The sequence below is a fragment of the Verrucosispora sp. ts21 genome (assembly GCF_002879555.1).
In the GTDB taxonomy this organism is placed as follows: domain Bacteria; phylum Actinomycetota; class Actinomycetes; order Mycobacteriales; family Micromonosporaceae; genus Micromonospora; species Micromonospora gifhornensis.
Genome location: NZ_PNOZ01000017.1, coordinates 37365 through 56144, shown reverse-complemented (window position 1 = coordinate 56144; position 18780 = coordinate 37365). Strand labels below are relative to the sequence as shown.

Here is an 18780-nt window from a genome sequence, read left to right as displayed (position 1 = left end):
CAGGGCAGTGTTCGGCACCGTGCCCGAGCGCCACTACGTCCACAACGAACAGCGCGGTGAGACCCTGCACCGCTCCGCCGCCGAGTCGATCCAGCGCGAGGTGATCGCCCTCGACGTACCCGAAGGCGCACGCGTGCTGGAGATCGGCACCGGCACCGGATACTCCGGGGCGTTGCTTGCCGCCCTGACCGGGACCTCCGGTCGTGTGACAAGCGTCGACATCAGTGACCACCTGGTCGGCTGGGCCAACCGGTTGCATCGCCAACGCGGCCTGACCACCATCACCTGCCATGTCGCCGACGGCCTGGCCGGCTACCTGCCGCACGCCCCCTACCAGCGACTCGTGGCCTGGTGCACGCCGCCCCGGTTGCCCCGCGCCTGGGTCGACCAGGTGACCGCCGACGGCCGGATCGTGGCCTGTCTACCTGTCGCCGCGCAGCCGTCCACCACGGTGATCACGAGCATCACTCTCGCGGCCGGAACTCCACGCGTCGACACGCTCACCTTCGGCGGGTACGCCCAGAGCACCACGCGCGCGGTGCCCGACGCGCTGACAGTTCCCGGTCGTTGGGTGGATCACGTCCGTCGACAACCCGGGACAGCGTGGCTGTCCATCGGTTGGCGCGACCGCGACGACAGGCAGCACACCGGTGCCCGCGCCGCCCTCGACCTGCTACTGCGCCCCGGTCACACGGAGACGTACGCCGGATCACCGCTGGACTGGCTGTCGTGGACGGTTTTCTCCGTCATCGTCGCGGGCCGCAACCGCAGCGTCGTCGCCTTGCCCCCTGACGGCGTACGCGGCATCGGCCACACCACCGCCTCCTCGGCAGCCGTGATCCTGACCGACTCCACGATCATCGCGGACAGTCCTCGGTCCCCCTCGCTTGCCGCGTTGCGGAGCTGGCTCGACCGGTGGGAACACGCCGGCCGACCCGCCGCGACGTGGTACGAGCCCACCCTCACGCCCAACGACGACGAAGACCTTCCCGGCTGGGATCTCACCGTCGCTCCTCGAACAACCTGATACTCGAACAATCCACGGCCCTCAGCCCTCAGCGCGCCGCACGGCCGCGCGACTCACGCGCGCGCCTGCGGCAGGCGTCGATGATGTCGGGACGCAGCAGGTGGCCGAAGCCGGCCCGGTCGAGACGCTGAATCAGTCCGACGCGGTCGGTACTCAGGGCGGTGGCGGTGGTGTCGAGGTTCCAGTCGTGGGCGGCGAGCTGGGACAGCAGATGTCCGCGGCGGGTCTGCGCAGCCGACAGCCGGAACGTCTTGAGGTAGGCCAACTGGCCGGTCTCGTCGGTGATGACCTCGCCGATGTGGTTGTCGGTATCGGGGTCGAAGGCGGGCAGGAACCGGGCCAGGGTGAAGCGGCCCATCCGGTGCACCGGGGTGACGGTGAGCCGTCCGGCGGCGAGCAGTCCGTCGGCCAGCACGGCGTGGAAGCCCTGCCACTCGGCGTCCACCCGGGCGAGTTGGGCGCGCAGATCGGCGACGCTGGTGACGGCCGTGTCGTCGAGCCGGACAGTGAAATCCGGTACGGCCGGATACAGGTGGGCGTAGTGGAACAGCAGATCGCCGTAGAAGTCCTGCAGCAGCGTGGGATGCAGGGCGCGGTAGTCGTCCGGGTGCGGAACGACGAACGCGGCAGTGAGCGCGTCGGCGACGTAGAGCACCATGCCGCACTGGTCGGGATGGATCTCGAAGACGCGCAGCGCGTCGTCGAGGCCGGCGATGGCGGCACCGGTGTAGCCGGCCTCCACCCGGGGGGACAGGCCACGGGTGACTGCCTGGCGGGTCCACTCCTGCCAGGCGATGGGCGGGCCGCCGAACTGCAACGCCAGGTACCCCTCCATGGCCAGGTGCAGCGGCAGGAAACGCAGCCGCTGCCGGTCCTCCCGGCGCGCCATGCGGCGGCGGAACACCAGCCGGATCCCCTCCGGAACTTCGGTGTCGGTGCTGCCGCGCAACTGGGTGCCGTAGGCGGCGGCCGGGGTGCTGTCGGTGGTCCAGGTGGCGACGAACGCGTGCGGGATGAACGAGACGTACGCCGTGCGGGGCGCGGTCTGGACGATCGACAGTGCGTCGGGGTCGTGGAGCCGGGCGTGCAGGCGCAGGTCGGTGACGGGGTCGCGCCGCAGGAGCGGGACGAGGCGGATCGCCCCCCACGTCTGGGCGGGTCCGGCGGTCAGCCCGGCCAGGTCGATGCCCTCGATGACGGCGGTCACGACACTGCCTCCTGGGCGTCGAGGAACCGCTCGACCCGGTCGGCGAGGTGGCGGCGTAGCTCGTCGAAGCCGGCGCTGCCGGTGGCGAAGCGGGCCAGTTCGACGAGCGCGGCGGCGTCCTCGGCGTCGCGGACCCCGACGGTGGCCACGCCGGCGGCCAGGCGGTGTACGTCGAAGGTGTCGGCGTCGTAGACCGGGTTGAGGTGCACGATGCTGGTGTGCTGGTCGGGGTCGAGGCGGGTGCGCCAGATCCGCAGCACCTCGGCGGCCTGTCCGGGTGGGGCGTTGTCCCAGCCGTCGGAGACGATGACGAGCCGGTCGGGGCGACGTTCGAGCGCGTCGAGGATGCGCACGCCCAGCCCGGTGGCCCCGACGGGGTGGACCAGCAGCGGGTCGCCGCGGTGGTGCAGCCACAGCCCGGTGAAGTCGGCGGCGAGGGCCTCCAGCAGATAGTGGGTGGCCAGGGCGACGGCGAGTGGCCGGCGACGTTTGGTCCCGGAGCCGGCGGCGGAGTAGCTGTCGTCGAGGACGGCCACCACTTGGCCCCAGGTGCCCGCCTGCCGGCGGGCGGCTCGACGCGCGGCGGCCCGGAGCGCGCCGGTCAGCTCGTCGCGACGCCGGAGGCGTTCCGGACGTGGCAGTGACAGCACGTAGCTCGCCAGCCGGGTCAGGGGTGCCGTGGCCAGGTCCATCGCGACGCCGTCGACCTTGTGCCGTACGGCGTTGCCCTGCAACCGCAGCCGTTCACCGGCGGTGAGCCTGGGTGCGATGCCGGACAGGAACCGGGCCCGGTCGATGCCGTGCTGGGCGGCCAGTCCCTCGGCGACGGTGTAGGGCAGCTCGTACAGGGCCCGCTGGTCGTAGTGGGCGCGCCGCCACGCCTCCAGGATCGGTGTCTCGTAGCGCTTGGGTCGACGCCAGTCGAACAGCACCGTGCCGACCTCGCCGGGAAGTGGCAGGTGGGCGTGTCGGGCGGCGACGGACAACGAGCGGCGGTACTTGACCGCGTCGAAGGCCGGGTCGGGGCGGGCCGTCACCCAGTCGCGGACGATGGCACGGGTACGCCGGTTGTTGATCCCCCGCCGGCGCAGGTCGCGGAACACGCCGTACACCCGTTGTGGTGGCAGGGTCCGCAGCCGTGCGGCGATCAGTCGCCCCTCCTGCGCGCGTTGCTCGCGGCTGGCCTCTGCGGCGGTGCGCAGCAGGTTCGTCACGACCATGGCGGCGTTGAGCTGGTTGACGTCCAGGGCGAGGGTCGCGGCGTACAGGTCGCGGTAGTTGCCCAGGACGTACTCGTGGAGGAAGTCCAACGACAGGCGCTGCGCGGCGGCGGTGGAGCGGAACTCGCGTTGGGCCGTCGAGGTGATCGCGGCGTTGACGAACATCACCACGTCCTCGCACGCGACCCGATCCGCCCGCGACATGACCGCGACTGCACCTTCTCTCGTCACCCTGGGTGCCGGCCGGGGAATGGGGGCACGAACTGCGAAGCATCGCTTCAGAGGCGGGTTCCGGAAGTCGCACCGAAGTCCCGCGGCCGGCCCGGCCACGATACCGGTCACGATCAACCCGGTTCGGCGGCGTGGAGGGGTGACCCGAGGGCGTCCGGGCAGGGTCCCAGGTGTCGATACTGATGGACGTCGTGCAGACCCATGAGGGACAGTCGCATCATGGAGAATTCTGTCGCCGTACGGCATCGCTCGATGGACGAGATCATGGCAGGGCTGCACCTGGTGCGGCAGTCCCCCCGGGAGTCCGGCACCCTGGCGTTGGCCGTACGTCGGCCGGCCGTCGACGCCCGCGAGGTGCTGTCGGAGGCCGAACTGGACGCGGGCGTCGGGTTGCTCGGCGACAGCTGGGGTCAACGACCCAGCAAACGCACACCCGACCGGTCACCGCACCCCGACATGCAGCTCAACGTCATCAACTCCCGTTTCATCGAGCTGATCGCCGGTGCCGATCGCGACGCCTGGGCGCTGGCCGGTGATCAGCTCTACGTCGACCTGGACCTGAGCGTCGAGGCGCTGCCGGCCGGCACTCGTCTGGCGATCGGCGACCGGGCGGTCATCGAGGTGACCGACCAGCCGCACAACGGTTGCGCCAAGTTCGCCGCCCGGTTCGGACGCGACGCTCACAAGGTGGTGTGGACCGAGGAAGGTCAGCGACTACGGTTGCGTGGCCTCAACGCCCGGGTGGTCGTCGGTGCGACGATCCGGGTCGGCGACCCCATCCGGCAGCTCCCGCCCGACCAGCCGCTGCCATGACCTCGGGAAACGGCTGCCGGGCGTGACGCGTCACCTGGTCGTGCCCGGTCGGGGTGTGCCGTCGGCCGACCACTGGTCGCGAAGGTGGGTGCGGGACCGTCCGGGGTTTCAGTGGGCGCCGGAGCCGCCCGGGCCGCCGTACGTCGCCACCGAACGGGTCGCCGCGCTGCACGCTGCCATCAGCGCTGACCGTGAGCCGGTGATCCTGGTGGCGCACAGTGCGGGATGCCTGACCGTCGCCGTCTGGGCCCACCGGCACCTCGGTCCCGTCCGGGCCGCGCTGCTGGTCACACCGCCGTACCTGGATCCGGACTGGAAACCCGGTCCGGGCGAGAGCGTCGATGTCGTCATCGACCACGTGCCACGCGAGCCCCTGCCGTTCCGCTCGATCCTGGTAGCCAGCCGCACCGACCCGAACACCACCGTCGAACAGTTCGAGGCGTACGCGCGGGACTGGGGTTCGGAGCTGTTCGACGCGGGCGCGGTCGGGCATCTGGATTCCAGGGCCGGGTTCGGCCCCTGGCCCGACGGCGAGGATCTGCTCCGGTCGCTGGCCGCGGTGACGGGCTGACCGGGCCGGTCGGGGCTACGCTGCCGGGATGCGGCTGGTCATCATGGCGGACACGCACGTGCCGAAGCGGGCCCGTGACCTGCCGTCCGGGCTGTGGGCTGCCGTCGATGCCGCCGACCTGGTCATCCATGCCGGCGACTGGGTCAGCGTGGAATTGCTCGACGAGGTGGAGCGGCGCAGCGCCCGGCTGGTCGGGGTCTACGGCAACAACGACGGCCCGCAGCTGCGTGCCCGGCTGCCGGAGATCGCCCGGGTGCAGGTGGCCGGGATGCGGATCGCGGTGGTGCACGAGACCGGCCCCGCCAGTGGCCGGGAGCGTCGCTGCGCGGCCCGTTTTCCCGACTGCGACCTGCTCGTCTTCGGGCACTCCCACATCCCGTGGGACAGCGAGGCGCCGGGCGGTCTGCGGCTGCTCAATCCCGGCTCGCCGACCGACCGGCGGCGTCAGCCGTACGCGACGTATCTCACCGCCGAGCTGGCCGACGGCCGGTTGGACGCCGTCACTCTGCACGAGGTAACGCCGTCCAGCCGGCCGCAACGCCGTGTGACGCCCTAGGGTGCCGCCACCGCCGCGTCGTTGCCCGGCATCCGGGTCACGCTGGGCAGCTGCGGTGCAGTCTCTGCCGAGCGGCTGCTCACGTCGCCGGCCGGGCACATCGCGGTGAGCAGGAAGGTCTGCCAGGCGATGTCGAACGGGTGCGGGTCGGGCAGACCGACCTGGTAGTGGCTGATGTTGATGCCGGAGGACACCTGGCGGGTGCCGTCGCGGCTGTGCAGCGAGTAGGTCAGGTGACCGAACACGGCGCCGTCGTGGCCCCAGAACTCGCCGCACGGGGTGGGCAGCGAGTAGATGCCGAGGCCGTAGGTGCCGGCCTCCGGCAGCTCCGGCAGCATCGGCACACCGTCGAGCATCTGCTTGAGGGTGGCGGGGCTGAGCAGGTCTCCGTCCAGCAGCGCGCGGAAGAAGGTGTTCAGGTCCGCCGTGGTGGAGATCATCTCGCCGGCCGTCCATCCCCAGCTCATGTTGAACTCGCTGAGGTCGCGTGCGCCGAACGGGGCGAAGTAGGCGCCGCTGTGTGGGCCGCGGATCGTCGGATCGGTGCCCGGGAAGCTCGTCCCGGTGAGCTTCAACGGTCGCAGGATGCGCCGCTGCACCTCGGCCGGGGCGTCGTTGCCGGTGACCGCCTCGATCAGCAGTCCCGCCAGGACGTAGTTGGTGTTGGAGTAGCTGAACGTGGTGCCGGGGGCGCCGGTCGGCGGCATGGCCAGGCCGGTGGCGACCAGGTCCGCCGGGGCGTACGTGGTGACCTGCATCTGGTTGATCGCCGCGTACGAGTCGATCATCGCGTTGGTGTAGTTGCCGATGCCGCTCGTGTGGTTCAGCAGCATCCGGACGGTGACCTGGTCACCGCGCTCCCCCGGCACGGTGTCGGGGAGCCACTTGCCGACCGGGTCGTCCAGACCCAACCGTCCCTCGTCGACGAGTTGCAGCACGGTGGTGGCCACGAAGGTCTTGGTGATGCTGCCGATACGGTGGCGCATCTGTGGCTGCATGGGTCGAGGTTTGGTCAGATACGCCTGGCCGGCGGCGGCTCGCCAGTCATGCCGCCCCTGGCGCACCTCGGCCAGGACGCCGGGCACCCCGGCCTCGGGTACTGCGGTGAGCGCGGCGCGCAACTCGGCGCGGTCCGGCCTGCCGGCGGACGGTCCGGGCTGCGCTGCGGCGGATGCGGGTAGAACAGCGATCGTGGCCGCCAGCATCACGCCGGCGGCCACGACCTTCCGTGTCCGAAGAGTACTGAACATCCCTACATGATTGTCGCGTGCCGGGCTGAACGCACCCTCTGCCGGGAAATCATCGACCGACTCGCACCGCCAGCCGGTCGAGGTAGCGCACCTGTAGCCATCCGAACGCGACCAGGAAGATCAGGATCATCGGTAGCGGCAGGACCGCGCCGAGGGCGAACTCGTCGGTGGCCCTCCCCCACCTGGCGAACATCATGATGGCTTCCAGCGGTGCCGGTCGATTCATCGGTGTCGACGCCACGAGCATCGGCCAGAGCACCTGTGCGGCGGTGACCAACCAGGTGACCAGCCCGACCAGCAGGATCATCGGCGCCGCCGGGGCGAGCATGGCGCGCCCGAACCCACCGCCTGCCCGCCACCGGGGCTCCAGCCCACGGAACAGCACGGTGAACAGGAACAACGCGGGAATGCTGACCCAACCCGGCGGCACCAGGCCGAGGAAGGTGTTGAGCTGGTCGAAGTCGCGAGCCCGCAGGTACGACTCGATGGCCAGCGGCCCGGTGCCGACGAACAGCCACGGCGCGAAGGGCAGCAGGAGCAACTCGCTGAACCGACCGAGGGGACGCAGGCCCCCGATGGCGAAGCCGGCCGCCGCCGCGACCGCGACCGTGACCACCGCCGACAGCAGGGTCGGCAGCCAGGTCGCCGTCAACATGCTGCTCAGGTCGGGGGCCGGCATCGGCGGGATCTCGGTGGTGAAACGCAGGCTGCGGGTCAGCCACGGCCAGGCCACCCACAGCATGACGGCGAACACGATCGCCCCCGCGACCGCCAGCCCGATCCGGGCCTGCCGGTTACCGGTCGATTCGGTGACCGGAGCGGACTCGGCGACCGGACCGGACTTGCTGACCACGCCCTCCGGGTGCTCGCGGTGGGTGACGGCCTCGTCGACCACCTCGATGCGGGCCTTCGTGAGCAGCAGCAGGACCGTCGCCGCCAGGCCGAGCAAGGCCAGCGGGATCAGCAGCAGCACCGCTGCGGCGGAGCCGCCACCGAGGTCCATACGCTGCAGGGATTGGGTGACCACGTGCGCCACGGGGGTACGGCTGTTGCCCGTCATCAGCGTCGCGGTGAAGGTCTGCAGGGTGACCGCGATGATGCCGAGCATCAGCAGACCGGCGACGGTCAGCGCGGCCGGCAGGGCGTCGCGGCGGTGCGGCCGGCCGCGGAGCGTGCCGAGGAAGGCCGTGGTGGCGATCGCCACCACCAGTCCGGCACCAGTGACTGCGGTGAACTCCACGAGGGTCGCGAGGGGACGGTCCAGCATCGTGCCGGGTTCCACCCGGTCGAGGCGCCAACCGATGAGCAGCGCCACCGGCGCGTACCCGGCGACCGGGAGCACGACCAGGGCCCGCAGCGCCAGCCGCGCCGGGCGCCCGGCGCGGTCGGCGAGCAGCGCCAGCACCGGTGCGACAAGCAGGGCCAACGCCAGCGGCACCAGCGCCAGGAGCAGGGCCGAGCCCATGTCACCGAGGAATCCCCGGGTGAAGAGGGCTTCGTAGTTGGCGGCGCCCACACTCTCGCTGGGGCCGACCATCCGGTCACGGGTGGTCGAGCGCCCCAGGGCCTGCACGGTGGGGAGCAGGTACGACCAGGCGAGGGCGAGTAGGGCGGGAAGCAGCACTACGAATCCGATACCGATCCGGGTACCGCTGTTCGGTCCGGCACGGCCTGCCGTCATCGTGGGTGCTGCCACGCTCATGGTGCTCCTCGTCTCGTCGGACTCCTCGGCCGGGCCTGACGATAAGCACAGCGATCAAGCCTGCGCCACCTGACAAACGGGTGCACATCATCGATGTCGCCGCCGTTGAGTACGGGCACGTCGGCATCGCTGAGTACAGATACTCAGAGCGGGCGGATCGTGCCGCCCGGCGGCGTCATCGGGTGGCGGGCGACAGCTCCGTCGGGTGTTGTCGCGCTCGGGTGGAGTGACCACCGTCGCTGATCCGGCCACTGGCCGGAAGGCCCGGCCCGGACTCCGTAGCCTGGGCTGGTGACATCGGTGCGGGAGCGGATCAGGGCGGTTCTCGCCGGGGCAATCGACTACGAGGCGGGGCTGGACGCCCTGGCCGTGACGCGGTCGACCGAGGTCGATCCGGAGCTGGTGGCCGCGAAGGACGAGGCGTGCGCGCGGCTGTGGCGGGGCGGATGGCAGCCGGCCGAGGTGCACCGGGTGGTCGCCCGACGGGGTCAACCGCGCCAGGCCGAGCTGGTGACCGACGCGGTCGCCGCGTACCTGCGACGGTTTCCCCGCGACGCGGTCGACGAGCGGTGGCTGGCGCAGGCGGACGCTCTCGGCGCGCGGGTCTGGTGGACCGGCGACGCGACGTACGTCGACGAGCTTGCCGCTCGCTGGCGGCTCGACCGGGTGGCCGTACTCGATCTGCTTGTGGGTCTGCTCGTCATCCTGGCCGCGCTCCCGCCGATCGAGGTGCTGGTGCCCCCGCCCGGGTCCGCTCCCCCGCCGGGCGGCGGGTCGGGCCGTGCCGGGGCGTCCCGGATCGACGCCCGGCTGCTGGACCGGGTACGCGCCCTGCTGGCCAAGGCGGAGTCCACGACCTTCCCGGCCGAGGCGGAGACGTACACCGCCAAGGCCCAGGAGTTGGTCACCCGACACAGCCTGGACGAGGCGCTGCTGGCCGCCCGGGGCAGTGACGCGACGCCGGTGGTGCCGTACGCGCGGCGCATCGGCGTGGATCATCCGCATGAGCGGGAGAAGGCGTCCCTACTGGATGTCGTCGCCCGAGCCAACCGCTGCCACACGGTGTCGTCACCGGAACTGGCGTTCAGCACCGTCTTCGGCTTCGACACCGACATCGACGCGGTCGACCTGCTCTACACCTCACTGCTGGTGCAGGCGCACCGGGCGATGGCCCGGGCCGAGCCGCCGGGCGGCAAGGCCGGTCGGAACCGCCTCAAGGCGTTCCGGCAGTCCTTCCTGGTGGCGTTCGCCGTCCGGATCGACGAACGGCTGACCGACGCGGCACAGCGTGCGTTGGCCCAGGTCACCGGCGGGAGCGACGGGACGGGGGTGAGCGATCCGGTCGACCTGCTGCCGGTGCTGGCCTCCAGGGACGAGCAGGTCCGCGAGACCATGCGGCGGGTCTTCCCGCACACGGTGCGGGCCCGGGCCAGCCGGGTGGAGAGCCACGAGGGCTGGGAGTCCGGTCGGCAGGCCGCCGACCGCGCCACCCTGCCGACCGACACCCGGCCGTGACGCGCGGCCGTGACGCGCGCCGTTTCGGCGAAACGGCGGTTTCCCGCCGCTCCGGATACCGCCGTTGCGGCGAAACGGAGTCGATCACAGGCCTGACGGCCCACGCCCGGGCCGTCCAGCCGATGAGCGGTGTTGCCGTTCACCGCGAGCCCTGCGACTCGCTGGCACGCCGGGAGCGGGTCATGGCCAACCCGCCGAGTCCCAGGCTCGCCAGGCCCACCACGACGGCCACGACGCCGCCGACTATTCCGTAGCCGGTGCCGGGTCCCCCCTCGGCGGCGGCCACCACGTATCCGCCGAGGACCACGCCGATCAGCCCCGCCACCAGGGCGATGGTGGCCCCGAGTCGCCCGTTGCCGGTGCCGATGCGGCTGCGGGGGCGGGTCACGGCCAGCCCGCCGACGACCACACCGGCCAGCGCCGCCAGGGCGCCCACCAGGCCCACGAGTCGCCCGGTGGTCAGGGCGTACGCGTCGATGGCTGCTGCCGGCCCGTCGGCGGCAGCCGGGCCGCCGAGCCCGGTCGCGCCGAGCAGTACGGCGAGTGCGACGACTCCGATCATGGCGGCAGCGGTGACGGTCAGCACCTGTCGGATCCTTGATGAGCTCATGTCGTTCTCCTGATCGGTTTGACGGCGATACGGACGCTGTCGGCTCCGGGGGACGCTCAGATCGTCGCGGCGGTGCGGGTGCCGTGGCCTCCGACGGCGGATGGCACCGGCTACGCAGGTGGGCGTAGCCGGTTCGGGGCTTGCTACGCCGGTCGTCGTAGCCGGTCGCGCGGTTGTGCGCAGTGATGAGCGTGCGTGCCGGCGGTAGGTTCACGGAATGGAACAGCGAGCCGGGTCGCGTCCCCTGCGGGTGGTGGCGCATGACGTGGTGCTCGCGCTGCTCGTCACCGTGATGCAGGTGCAGGGCACGGTCGCCAAGGTCGCCGTCGAGGGCGCGCCACGGCCGCTGACCGACTTCGGGAACCTCGGATACGCGCTGCTGGTGGTCAGTGGACTGGTCCTGGCCGTGCGCCGTCGGTGGCCGGTGGCCGTGTTCGTGACCGCCGCGCTGGCCAGCCTGGTGTACTACGGTCTCGACTTCCCGGACGCGCCCGGTTGGCTGGGGTTGTTCGTCGCCCTGTACACGCTGGCCGCCTATGGTGACGGGCGTCGGTCGCTGGTGATCGCCGGTGTGGGTGTCACGGTGCTCGCCGTGGGATGGTTGGTCGCGGCGGCGGACATCGAGCCGCGGGCCGCCATCGGGTGGGTGTTCTTCCGCATCGGCGCGTCGGTGATGAGCGCGGCGCTCGGCGAATCCGTGCGGTCCCGACGCGTCATCGCCGCCGACGCCCAGCAGCGTGCGGAACTGGCCGAACGCAGCCGTGAGGAGGCGGCGCGGGCACGGGTCGACGCCGAGCGGCTGCGGATCGCCCGGGAGGTGCACGACACCGTGGCGCACGCCATCGCCATCATCAACGTCCAGTCCGGAGTCACCGCGCACGTGTTGGACAAGAGACCGGAACAGGCCCGGGAGGCGTTGCGGGCCATCGAGCTGACAAGTGCCCGGGCGCTGCGGGAGATGCGGACCATTCTCGGCGTACTGCGTGACGACCACGACGCTCGGGCGCCGCAGGCGGGCTTGGAGCAGGTCGACGAGCTTGTCGCCAAGGCGCGTGAGGCCGGACTAGACGTCACGGTCGAGGCGGCCTCGCCCGTTGCGTCGTTGCCGAGCGCGGTGGACGGTGCCGCCTACCGCATCGTGCAGGAGGCGTTCACAAACGTGATCCGTCATGTCGGTCCGACTCAGGTGACTGTCGTGTTGAGCGCCGGGGTCGACGTCCTGGAGGTTCGGGTGACCGACGAGGGCCGCCGCACCCCTGCGCCGGCGGGCGACGGTGCGGACACGCCGGCCGATCCTGGACGCGGGATCGTGGGCATGCGTGAGCGTTGTCAGCTGCTCGGCGGGGAACTCGACGCCGAGCCGACGCGGCGCGGCGGGTTCGAGGTCCGGGCCCGGCTGCCGCTGGCACCGGACGGGTCACGCCGGTGAACACGGCAGCTGCCCAGGCGCAGATCAAGGTGCTGCTCGCCGACGACGAGAAGCTGGTGCGTTCCGGGTTCAAGCTGCTGCTCGACCTGGAGGACGACATAACAGTGGTCGGTGAAGCGACGAACGGTGCCGAAGCGGTGGAGGGTGCTCGCAGCGCCCGCCCGGATGTCGTGGTGATGGACATCCGGATGCCGAAGCTGGACGGCATCCAGGCCACGACACAGATCAGCCGGATGCGCGGGCTGGAGCGGGTGCGGGTTCTCATTCTCACCACCTACGACACCGACGCCAACGTCTTCGACGCTCTGCAGGCCGGTGCCAGTGGCTTTCTGCTCAAGGACGCCGGACCTGCCGAACTCCTGCACGCCATCCGGGTGGTCGCCGCAGGGGAGGCGCTGCTCGCCCCGCGGATCACCCGCCGTCTCATCGGCCAGTTCACGGCACGACGGACGGCCGCCGACGCCGCTCAGGAGCGGCTCGCGGTGCTCACCGACCGGGAGCGGGAGGTGCTGGCGCTGGTGGGGCGGGGTCTGAACAACGACGAGATCGGCGGCGAGTTGTTCCTCAGCCCGGCGACCGCGCGTACCCATGTCAGCCGTGCGATGGCGAAGCTGGGCGCCCGTGACCGGGCGCAACTGGTGGTCATCGCCTATCAGACCGGGCTGGTCGGCCCCGACATGTGACCGGGTGTCAGCGGCCGGGCGCGGAGAGCCAGTCCTCGGTCGGGGTGAGCGGGACGGCTGCGGGGCGCTCGACTGTCGTCGTCAGTTCGATCCGTCGGCCTTCGGTGGCTGACCGGAGCAGGGCGGTCATGATGTCGAGGACGTGCAGCGCCATGTCACCGCTGGCCCGTGGTGGGCGGGTCTCGTCGGCCCGGACCAGGTCGATCAGGCCGACCCCTCGGGCTGCGCCGACGTAGCCGGCCTGCGGTTCGAGGGCACGCCACTCGGGGTCGCCGAGCGTGAGCTGGCGGACCGTGCCGTCGAAGTGGTTGGGGTCGGGTACGGCGAGGGTGCCGTTGTCCCCGTGCACCTCGATCGGTGCGGCCGTGGTCGCGACGCCGTCGAAGCTGGTCGTGAGGGTGGTCAGCACACCCCCGGCATGTTCCAGCACCCCGGTCACGTGGGTCGGCACCTCGACCGGGATCCGCTGCCCGACGCGGGGACCCGAGCCGATGACCCGGGAGTCACGCAGTTGACTGGCGGCCCCGATCACCGCCCGGACCGGCCCGAGCAGGTGGACCAGCGCCGAGATGTAGTAGGGCCCCATGTCCAGCAGGGGGCCGCCGCCGGGGGCGTAGTAGAAGTCGGGATGCGGGTGCCAGCGCTCATGTCCGGGGGTGACCATGACGGCCGAGGCGGCAAGTGGGCGGCCGATCAGTCCGCCGTCGATCGCCGCTCGGGCGGTCTGCGTACCGGTGCCCAGGACGGTGTCCGGCGCGCAGCCGATGCGGACGCCGGCCGACGCCGCCCGGTCGATGATCGACCGGCCCTGCGGGAAGGTGGCGGTGAGGGGTTTCTCGACGTAGACGTTGCGGCCGGCGTCGATCGCCGCGCCCGAGACCTCGGCGTGCGCCGCCGGGATGGTCAGGTTGAGCACCGTCGTCACGTCGGGGTGGTGCAGCAGTCGCTCGACACTTACCGCCTCGGCGCCGGGAATCGTGGCGGCGGCCGCTTCGGCCCGCGCCGCGTCGATGTCGGCCACCGCGACGATGCGCACGGCGGGATGGTCGGCGAGGGTGCTCAGGTACGCGCGGGAGATGAACCCGAGACCTACGATGCCGATGCCGTGCGGGTCGCCCACACCATGCCCCTCTCGATGACGGTCCGCACGCTCGGGTGTTCCAGCACGTCGAGGCTGTGTCCGGGGGTAGTCACGACGATGCGACCGGCGCCCCAGTGGCGGGTCCAGATCGCCGGTGAGGTGACCGGCCGGTGCCACGGCTGCCATTCCCGCGTCGGGTGGGTGGTGGTGGCCAGGACGTCGATCAGATCGTCGTGCAGCACCCAGTACTGCTCGGTGACCAGGTCGAAGTCCTCGATCCCGGCGGTGATCGGGTGCTGCCGACCATGGTCGGTGATCGCGACCGAGTGGGGCAGGAAGGCGTCCTGTTCTCCGCCGCGGCGATCGCACGGCGGGACGCTCGGATGGGTGGCGAACTGGCCGCCCACCAGGTGCAGGTAGTCCGAGCAGGCGCGGAAGGAGTCGACGATGCCGCCGTGCCAGCCGGTGAAACCCGTTCCGGCGGCGACTGCCGTGGCCAGGCCGGCCACCTGCTCGGCGGTGATCTGCGACATCGTCATGCACTGCACGATGAGGTCGGTGTCGGCCAGTTCGGCGGCGTCGGCGTAGATCTCCGCCGACCCCTCCACGCGTACCGTGTATCCGTTGCCTTCGAGGAACGGGATGAACAGGTCCGTCGCCTCGACCGGCCGGTGTCCCTCCCAGCCGCCTCGGACCACCAGGGCTCTGCGCCGCGTCACACTTGCTCCCTCCCCGCTGCACCACTGTCGCCCGGCCGACGCCCGGCGCCGTCCGGCCATCGACAACCGTACCCGTCGCCTCTGACGACGCTACCCCGTGCGGTGGTGGTTGTTCGTCAGGGCCGCGGTGGCGGCGTCGGCGCCCTTCGTCCGCCGACGAGTCAGCGCACGCTGCTCGGGGCCGGCTCACGTCGCGGGTGAGCCGGCCCGGGGTGGCGTGGTCCGGGGTCAGCCGGCGTGCTGTGCGGCGGTCACGATGACGTCGGCGACGACGGCGGGCTGCGTCATGAACACGGCGTGGCTGGCCGGGACGTTGGTGATCTCCGCGCCGATGCGCTTGGCCATGTGCTGAAGCATCGCCTGGTCGAAGGCCTTGTCGTCGGTGGCGATGACGGCCCAGCTCGGCTTGTCGCGCCAGGCGGCGTGCTTCACCGGCGTCCCGAAGGCCGACATGTTGATCGGCACCTGCGTGTCGCGGAGGAAGGCCGCGTCGGCGTCGCTGGCGTCGGCGGCGAAGCCGGCCTTGAACGTGTCGTGGTTGAGGAAGCCGTAGCCGTCAGTGCCGACGTCGATGACGAAGTCGGGGGTCGGGGCGAATCCCTGGTACTGCATTGTGGTGTTCTCGCCGGCGTCGGGTGCCAGCGCCGAGACGTAGACGAGTCCGGCGACCGTCGGGTGTACGCCCGCCTCGGTGATGACCGTGCCGCCCCAGGAGTGGGCGACGAGGATCGTCGGGCCGTCCTGCAGGTCGAGCACACGGGTGGTTGCGGCGACGTCGTCCTCCAGCGAGGTCAGCGGATTCTGCACGATCGTGACCCGGTAGCCCCGGGCCGTCAGGTTCTCGTACACGCCTCGCCAACCTGAGCCGTCGGCGAACGCACCGTGCACCAGTACGACGTTCTTGATTTCCTGCCCGGTGGTGCTCATGGGGTTTGTCCTTTCGTTGCCGCGCCGGCGTGGGCTGGGGCGGATCGGGTGAGTCGACGATCGTGGCGGGACGTGTCGGCCGCGGTGCTGGTGAACCGTCGACGTCCCGGCTGGCTCCATGCTCGGCCGGCACAGGTCGAGTCGAATCAGTCATTTGCCTGCCGATCCGGCGGGTCTGCTGCCAGTGGGAAGCGCGGTGACGGGCTGCGGCAGCCCCGATCGGCCCTGCCCGGCAATGGCAACAAACCGGGCACCGCGCCGTCGATGGCCTGTCGTTTGTAGGTCATTCGACCGATGTCGCCGCCCCGGCCGCGCACCGACCGTGGGTGGTGGGTCGCGTTGCGCCGCAGATTTGACGCCGCCGGGAGCGGGTGGTTGCGGCTGAACACCGAAGAGAGAGATCATCACGCATGCTCGACGCCTCGCCCGAGGGCGACCGGACCCCGTCGACGGTTTCCGAACTATGTCGCGGCCAGCCGCCCGGTGACCATCGCCAGGAAGGATCAGGCGGAGGTGGTCGACGCGGCGTTGACCTCGGGCGTCGCCACGGTCACCGCCGGTGACCTCGACTGGCTGCTCGGCCCGGACCAGAAGGCGAGCGCCGACGTGACCGTGACCAACAGCGGCTCCGCGCCGCTCGAGGTACGGCTCAGCGAGCGCAAGCGCACCGACGACGGTGGGCACGAGGCCGCCGACCTGCCGTGGCTGACCCTCACGGGTGCGGCCGCCACCGGCACGGTCACGCTCGCGGTCGGTGGGTCCACCACCGTCACGGCCACGGTCGACAACGCCTCCGTCACACCCGGTGTGCTCGTCGGTGGCCTGCTCGTGGCGTCGAATGCCGGCAAGGGCGACAGCCAGCTCAGGTCGGTGCGCCTGGCGACCTCGGCCCACTGGCGGGGTGTCGACGTGGGCGGGTCGGGGCACGTGGATGCCGACGGTTTCGTCTGGTCGCCCGACCAGGCCCTCGGCTCGCGGCCGTGGGGCCACGTCGGTGGCAAGGCACGGACCACCAAGGCCGACATCGCCGGTACGCAGGACGACGCGCTGCGTCCCACCGTCCGTCGCTCGCGCCTCGGCGGGACTGTCGGCGTGGCGGGCATCACCGGCAGACGCGCCGCAATCGCCACAAAGGCCAAAGCCTGCTCAGATGACATTGACGCTCTTGACATTCTCCAGAATGCATAGTTAACATGACCGTAATCGTGTTAGCGCTAACAGCGTGTCTGTCCGAAGAAACAGCATCGGATACGACCGCACACTAATGGTCGCGCACTCACGGACCGGCCCTGCGGAAACCCTCTCCTTTACCTTTAACGGTCGCCTCACCACCGACTAGTCACACCACAGGCCGGCCAACCCGAAAAAGGGACTCTTCCGCTCGCTGTTAGCGCTAACCCTGCCGAACGGAAGGTTAGGAACTCATGGCTGACGAAAGGGCCGCCGGGAAGCGACGTCGAGGCATAGCGGCGATCGGCCTCGCTCTCGCGGTAGGCGTCGGGATAGGCCAACTGTCACCGGTGGCGCCGGCTGCGGCGGAAAAGCCCGAGAAGCCGGGGGCACAGGGCGTCGGACCCAAGACCCAGCTGGCCAAGGTGCCGCTGAGCGGCGTCGACATGACGCAGACGTACGTCAACCCGATCAACCTGCCGGGGATGGCGGTACGCAACATCGTCGGGACGATGCCGCCCACCGACGCGAATGTCGCCAACACCTCGCAGATTCCCGCCAGCTTGAACCTGCCGACGTGGACGGCGGCGTCCGGACGGACCCTCTCCAGCCGGTCCAGCGTCGGTTTCACCAGGATCTCGGAGAACTCGGCGCGCACCGGGGCGGACTGGTCCGCGGTGAACGTCGACGGGACCATCTACCTCTACGCCTCTGGCGCCATGCAGAACGCGCCGAACAACAACCGCACCGTCTGGTCCACCACCGACTACCTCACCTGGACGCCGCACGAGATGAACCTGGGCCTGGTGGCGCCCACCGTCGTGCAGGTCGGCGACACCTTCTACATGGCCGGCAACAACACCCCGGTCTACCGAGCGGACTCCCCCACCGGCCCGTGGACCAGCATGGGCAACTTCCTACGCCCGAATGGCCAGGTCCTGAGCGTCGGCGACGTGCAGTTCTTCCTCGACACCGACGGCCGGTTGTACCTGACGTACAACATCGGCTCGCCGATCATGGGCGCCGAACTGGACCCGAACAACCCTCGCCAGCTCATCAGCGACCCGGTGGTGCTCTGGACCTTCGACCCACGCCAGGAGTGGCAGCACATCGGCGACAACAAGGCCACCTACACGCACGGGTACGTGGAGGGTTCGCAGCTGTTCAAGCTGGGCGACACGTACTACCTGCAGGTCGCCTCCGGCGGGACGGAGTTCACCACGTACGCGACAGGTGTCATGACGTCGGACCGGCCGCTGTCCGGGTTCAAGGAGACGCAACGCAACCCGATCGGCGCCGGCGACAACCACCCCAGCGCGGTGTATCCGAACGCCGGGCACGGCAGCTTCGTGGTCGACGCCTCCGGCAACCTGGTGTTCTTCTACACCTACGTCATCGCCTACGAGGAGTTCTTCGAGCGACGCCTGGGGATGGACGTCTGCACCGTGATTCCCAACGGTCCGCAGAAGGGTGCGATCGAGTGCGAGTTGTCCAACACGCCGCAGTTGGCTCCGGGCAGGAAGATCTCCGGCCGCGACGACGTCGGGCTCTACAACGTGGCCACCAACAGCCAGGCGTACTGGTCGAGCAGCTACGCGCCCGGACGTAGCCCGTACTACGGCAGCGACCGGTCCCTGTCGACCTGGTGGGAGCCGGCCGACAACGACAGCACGCCCACCTACATCAGGGGCTTCGGCACGGTGTTCCACATCTCCGCAGCCCAGATCCAGTGGAAGGAACTCGGGCGCACGTTCACCAAGGACAACGCCGTGCAGTACACCCTGGAGTACAAGGACATCCCCACCAACACGTGGCGGACGCTTGTCGACCGGAGTACGAACACCACCGCGTACACGGCTGACTACGTCACCTTCGACCGGGTGCTGACCAACGCGGTCCGACTGAGGATCCTGGGTACGACCGAGAACGTGAAGGTCGGCGTCCACGAGCTAGGCGTGTTCGGGGAGAACTACCACCTCGTCGCTTCCAAGGGCATGCTCACCCCGTAGTCCGGTTACCGGGGCGACGCAAAGAGAGCGGGCGAGATCAACCGATCTCGCCCGCTCCTT

Annotated in this window: 17 protein-coding genes; 9 read left to right on the top strand and 8 right to left on the bottom strand. The window is 70.6% G+C overall.

Annotated features, from left to right (window positions below):
* Positions 1-7: 7 nt before the first annotated feature.
* The gene (locus C1A38_RS09935; protein WP_102657546.1) at positions 8-1027 is read left to right on the top strand and encodes a protein-L-isoaspartate O-methyltransferase family protein; all 1020 of its coding nucleotides are present in this window, start codon (positions 8-10) and stop codon (positions 1025-1027) included.
* Positions 1028-1055: 28 nt separating this feature from the next.
* On the opposite strand, the gene C1A38_RS09930 is transcribed toward C1A38_RS09935, so the two are convergent.
* Together C1A38_RS09930 and C1A38_RS09925 are read right to left on the bottom strand one after the other, a co-directional pair.
* Positions 1056-2234: an ARPP-2 domain-containing protein gene (locus C1A38_RS09930; RefSeq protein WP_102657545.1), complete on the bottom strand. Its 1179-nt coding sequence runs from the start codon at positions 2232-2234 to the stop codon at positions 1056-1058.
* Positions 2231-3658 (bottom strand): hypothetical protein, encoded by a 1428-nt coding sequence (locus C1A38_RS09925; RefSeq protein ID WP_102657544.1) that lies wholly within the window; start codon positions 3656-3658, stop codon positions 2231-2233. The genes C1A38_RS09930 and C1A38_RS09925 overlap by 4 nt, the downstream gene beginning before the upstream one ends.
* Positions 3659-3904: 246 nt before the next feature.
* Between C1A38_RS09925 and C1A38_RS09920 the strand changes: the two genes are divergently transcribed.
* From C1A38_RS09920 to C1A38_RS09910, 3 genes are read left to right on the top strand one after another with little or no spacing between them, the layout of a single operon-like run.
* Positions 3905-4498 (top strand): MOSC domain-containing protein, encoded by a 594-nt coding sequence (locus C1A38_RS09920; protein ID WP_102657584.1) that lies wholly within the window; start codon positions 3905-3907, stop codon positions 4496-4498.
* Positions 4499-4520: 22 nt separating this feature from the next.
* Positions 4521-5069 carry an RBBP9/YdeN family alpha/beta hydrolase gene (locus tag C1A38_RS09915; RefSeq protein ID WP_158244881.1) on the top strand — a complete coding sequence of 183 codons (549 nt, stop codon included), beginning with the start codon at positions 4521-4523 and terminating at the stop codon, positions 5067-5069.
* A 28-nt stretch (positions 5070-5097) separates the two neighbouring features.
* Positions 5098-5625 carry a metallophosphoesterase family protein gene (locus C1A38_RS09910; RefSeq protein WP_102657542.1) on the top strand — a complete coding sequence of 176 codons (528 nt, stop codon included), beginning with the start codon at positions 5098-5100 and terminating at the stop codon, positions 5623-5625.
* On the opposite strand, the gene C1A38_RS09905 is transcribed toward C1A38_RS09910, so the two are convergent.
* Both C1A38_RS09905 and C1A38_RS09900 read right to left on the bottom strand, forming a co-directional pair.
* Positions 5622-6845 (bottom strand): serine hydrolase domain-containing protein, encoded by a 1224-nt coding sequence (locus C1A38_RS09905; protein ID WP_199180162.1) that lies wholly within the window; start codon positions 6843-6845, stop codon positions 5622-5624. The genes C1A38_RS09910 and C1A38_RS09905 overlap by 4 nt on opposite strands.
* A 79-nt stretch (positions 6846-6924) precedes the next feature.
* Positions 6925-8577, bottom strand: coding sequence for a sugar ABC transporter permease (locus tag C1A38_RS09900; protein WP_146017506.1), 1653 nt, complete (start codon positions 8575-8577; stop codon positions 6925-6927).
* A 291-nt stretch (positions 8578-8868) separates the two neighbouring features.
* On the opposite strand from C1A38_RS09900, the gene C1A38_RS09895 reads away from it, so the two are divergent.
* Positions 8869-10092 carry a DUF2786 domain-containing protein gene (locus C1A38_RS09895; RefSeq protein ID WP_233196746.1) on the top strand — a complete coding sequence of 408 codons (1224 nt, stop codon included), beginning with the start codon at positions 8869-8871 and terminating at the stop codon, positions 10090-10092.
* Positions 10093-10231: 139 nt separating this feature from the next.
* Here C1A38_RS09895 and C1A38_RS09890 read toward each other — a convergent pair whose 3' ends face one another.
* A complete protein-coding gene (locus C1A38_RS09890) occupies positions 10232-10702 on the bottom strand; it encodes a DUF6223 family protein (RefSeq protein WP_102657538.1) in 471 nt (156 codons plus the stop codon).
* A gap of 217 nt (positions 10703-10919) precedes the next feature.
* On the opposite strand from C1A38_RS09890, the gene C1A38_RS09885 reads away from it, so the two are divergent.
* Positions 10920-12131: a sensor histidine kinase gene (locus C1A38_RS09885; protein ID WP_102657537.1), complete on the top strand. Its 1212-nt coding sequence runs from the start codon at positions 10920-10922 to the stop codon at positions 12129-12131.
* Positions 12128-12814 carry a response regulator transcription factor gene (locus tag C1A38_RS09880; RefSeq protein ID WP_102657536.1) on the top strand — a complete coding sequence of 229 codons (687 nt, stop codon included), beginning with the start codon at positions 12128-12130 and terminating at the stop codon, positions 12812-12814. The genes C1A38_RS09885 and C1A38_RS09880 overlap by 4 nt, the downstream gene beginning before the upstream one ends.
* A 7-nt stretch (positions 12815-12821) precedes the next feature.
* Here C1A38_RS09880 and C1A38_RS09875 read toward each other — a convergent pair whose 3' ends face one another.
* From C1A38_RS09875 to C1A38_RS09865, 3 genes are all read right to left on the bottom strand, one after another.
* On the bottom strand, positions 12822-13934 hold the full coding sequence (locus C1A38_RS09875) for a Gfo/Idh/MocA family protein (protein ID WP_102657535.1): 1113 nt from the start codon (positions 13932-13934) through the stop codon (positions 12822-12824).
* Complete coding sequence (locus tag C1A38_RS09870; protein ID WP_102657534.1) at positions 13904-14614, bottom strand: ThuA domain-containing protein; 711 nt, start codon at positions 14612-14614, stop codon at positions 13904-13906. The genes C1A38_RS09875 and C1A38_RS09870 overlap by 31 nt, the downstream gene beginning before the upstream one ends.
* 228 nt (positions 14615-14842) lie before the next feature.
* Positions 14843-15541 carry an alpha/beta fold hydrolase gene (locus C1A38_RS09865; RefSeq protein WP_102657533.1) on the bottom strand — a complete coding sequence of 233 codons (699 nt, stop codon included), beginning with the start codon at positions 15539-15541 and terminating at the stop codon, positions 14843-14845.
* 483 nt (positions 15542-16024) lie between these two features.
* Here C1A38_RS09865 and C1A38_RS09860 point away from each other — a divergent pair, with 483 nt between their 5' ends.
* Together C1A38_RS09860 and C1A38_RS09855 are read left to right on the top strand one after the other, a co-directional pair.
* The gene (locus C1A38_RS09860) at positions 16025-16729 is read left to right on the top strand and encodes a hypothetical protein (protein WP_233196745.1); all 705 of its coding nucleotides are present in this window, start codon (positions 16025-16027) and stop codon (positions 16727-16729) included.
* A gap of 236 nt (positions 16730-16965) precedes the next feature.
* Positions 16966-18720, top strand: a complete 1755-nt coding sequence (locus C1A38_RS09855) for a family 43 glycosylhydrolase (RefSeq protein ID WP_102657532.1) — start codon at positions 16966-16968, stop codon at positions 18718-18720.
* Positions 18721-18780: the final 60 nt, after the last annotated feature.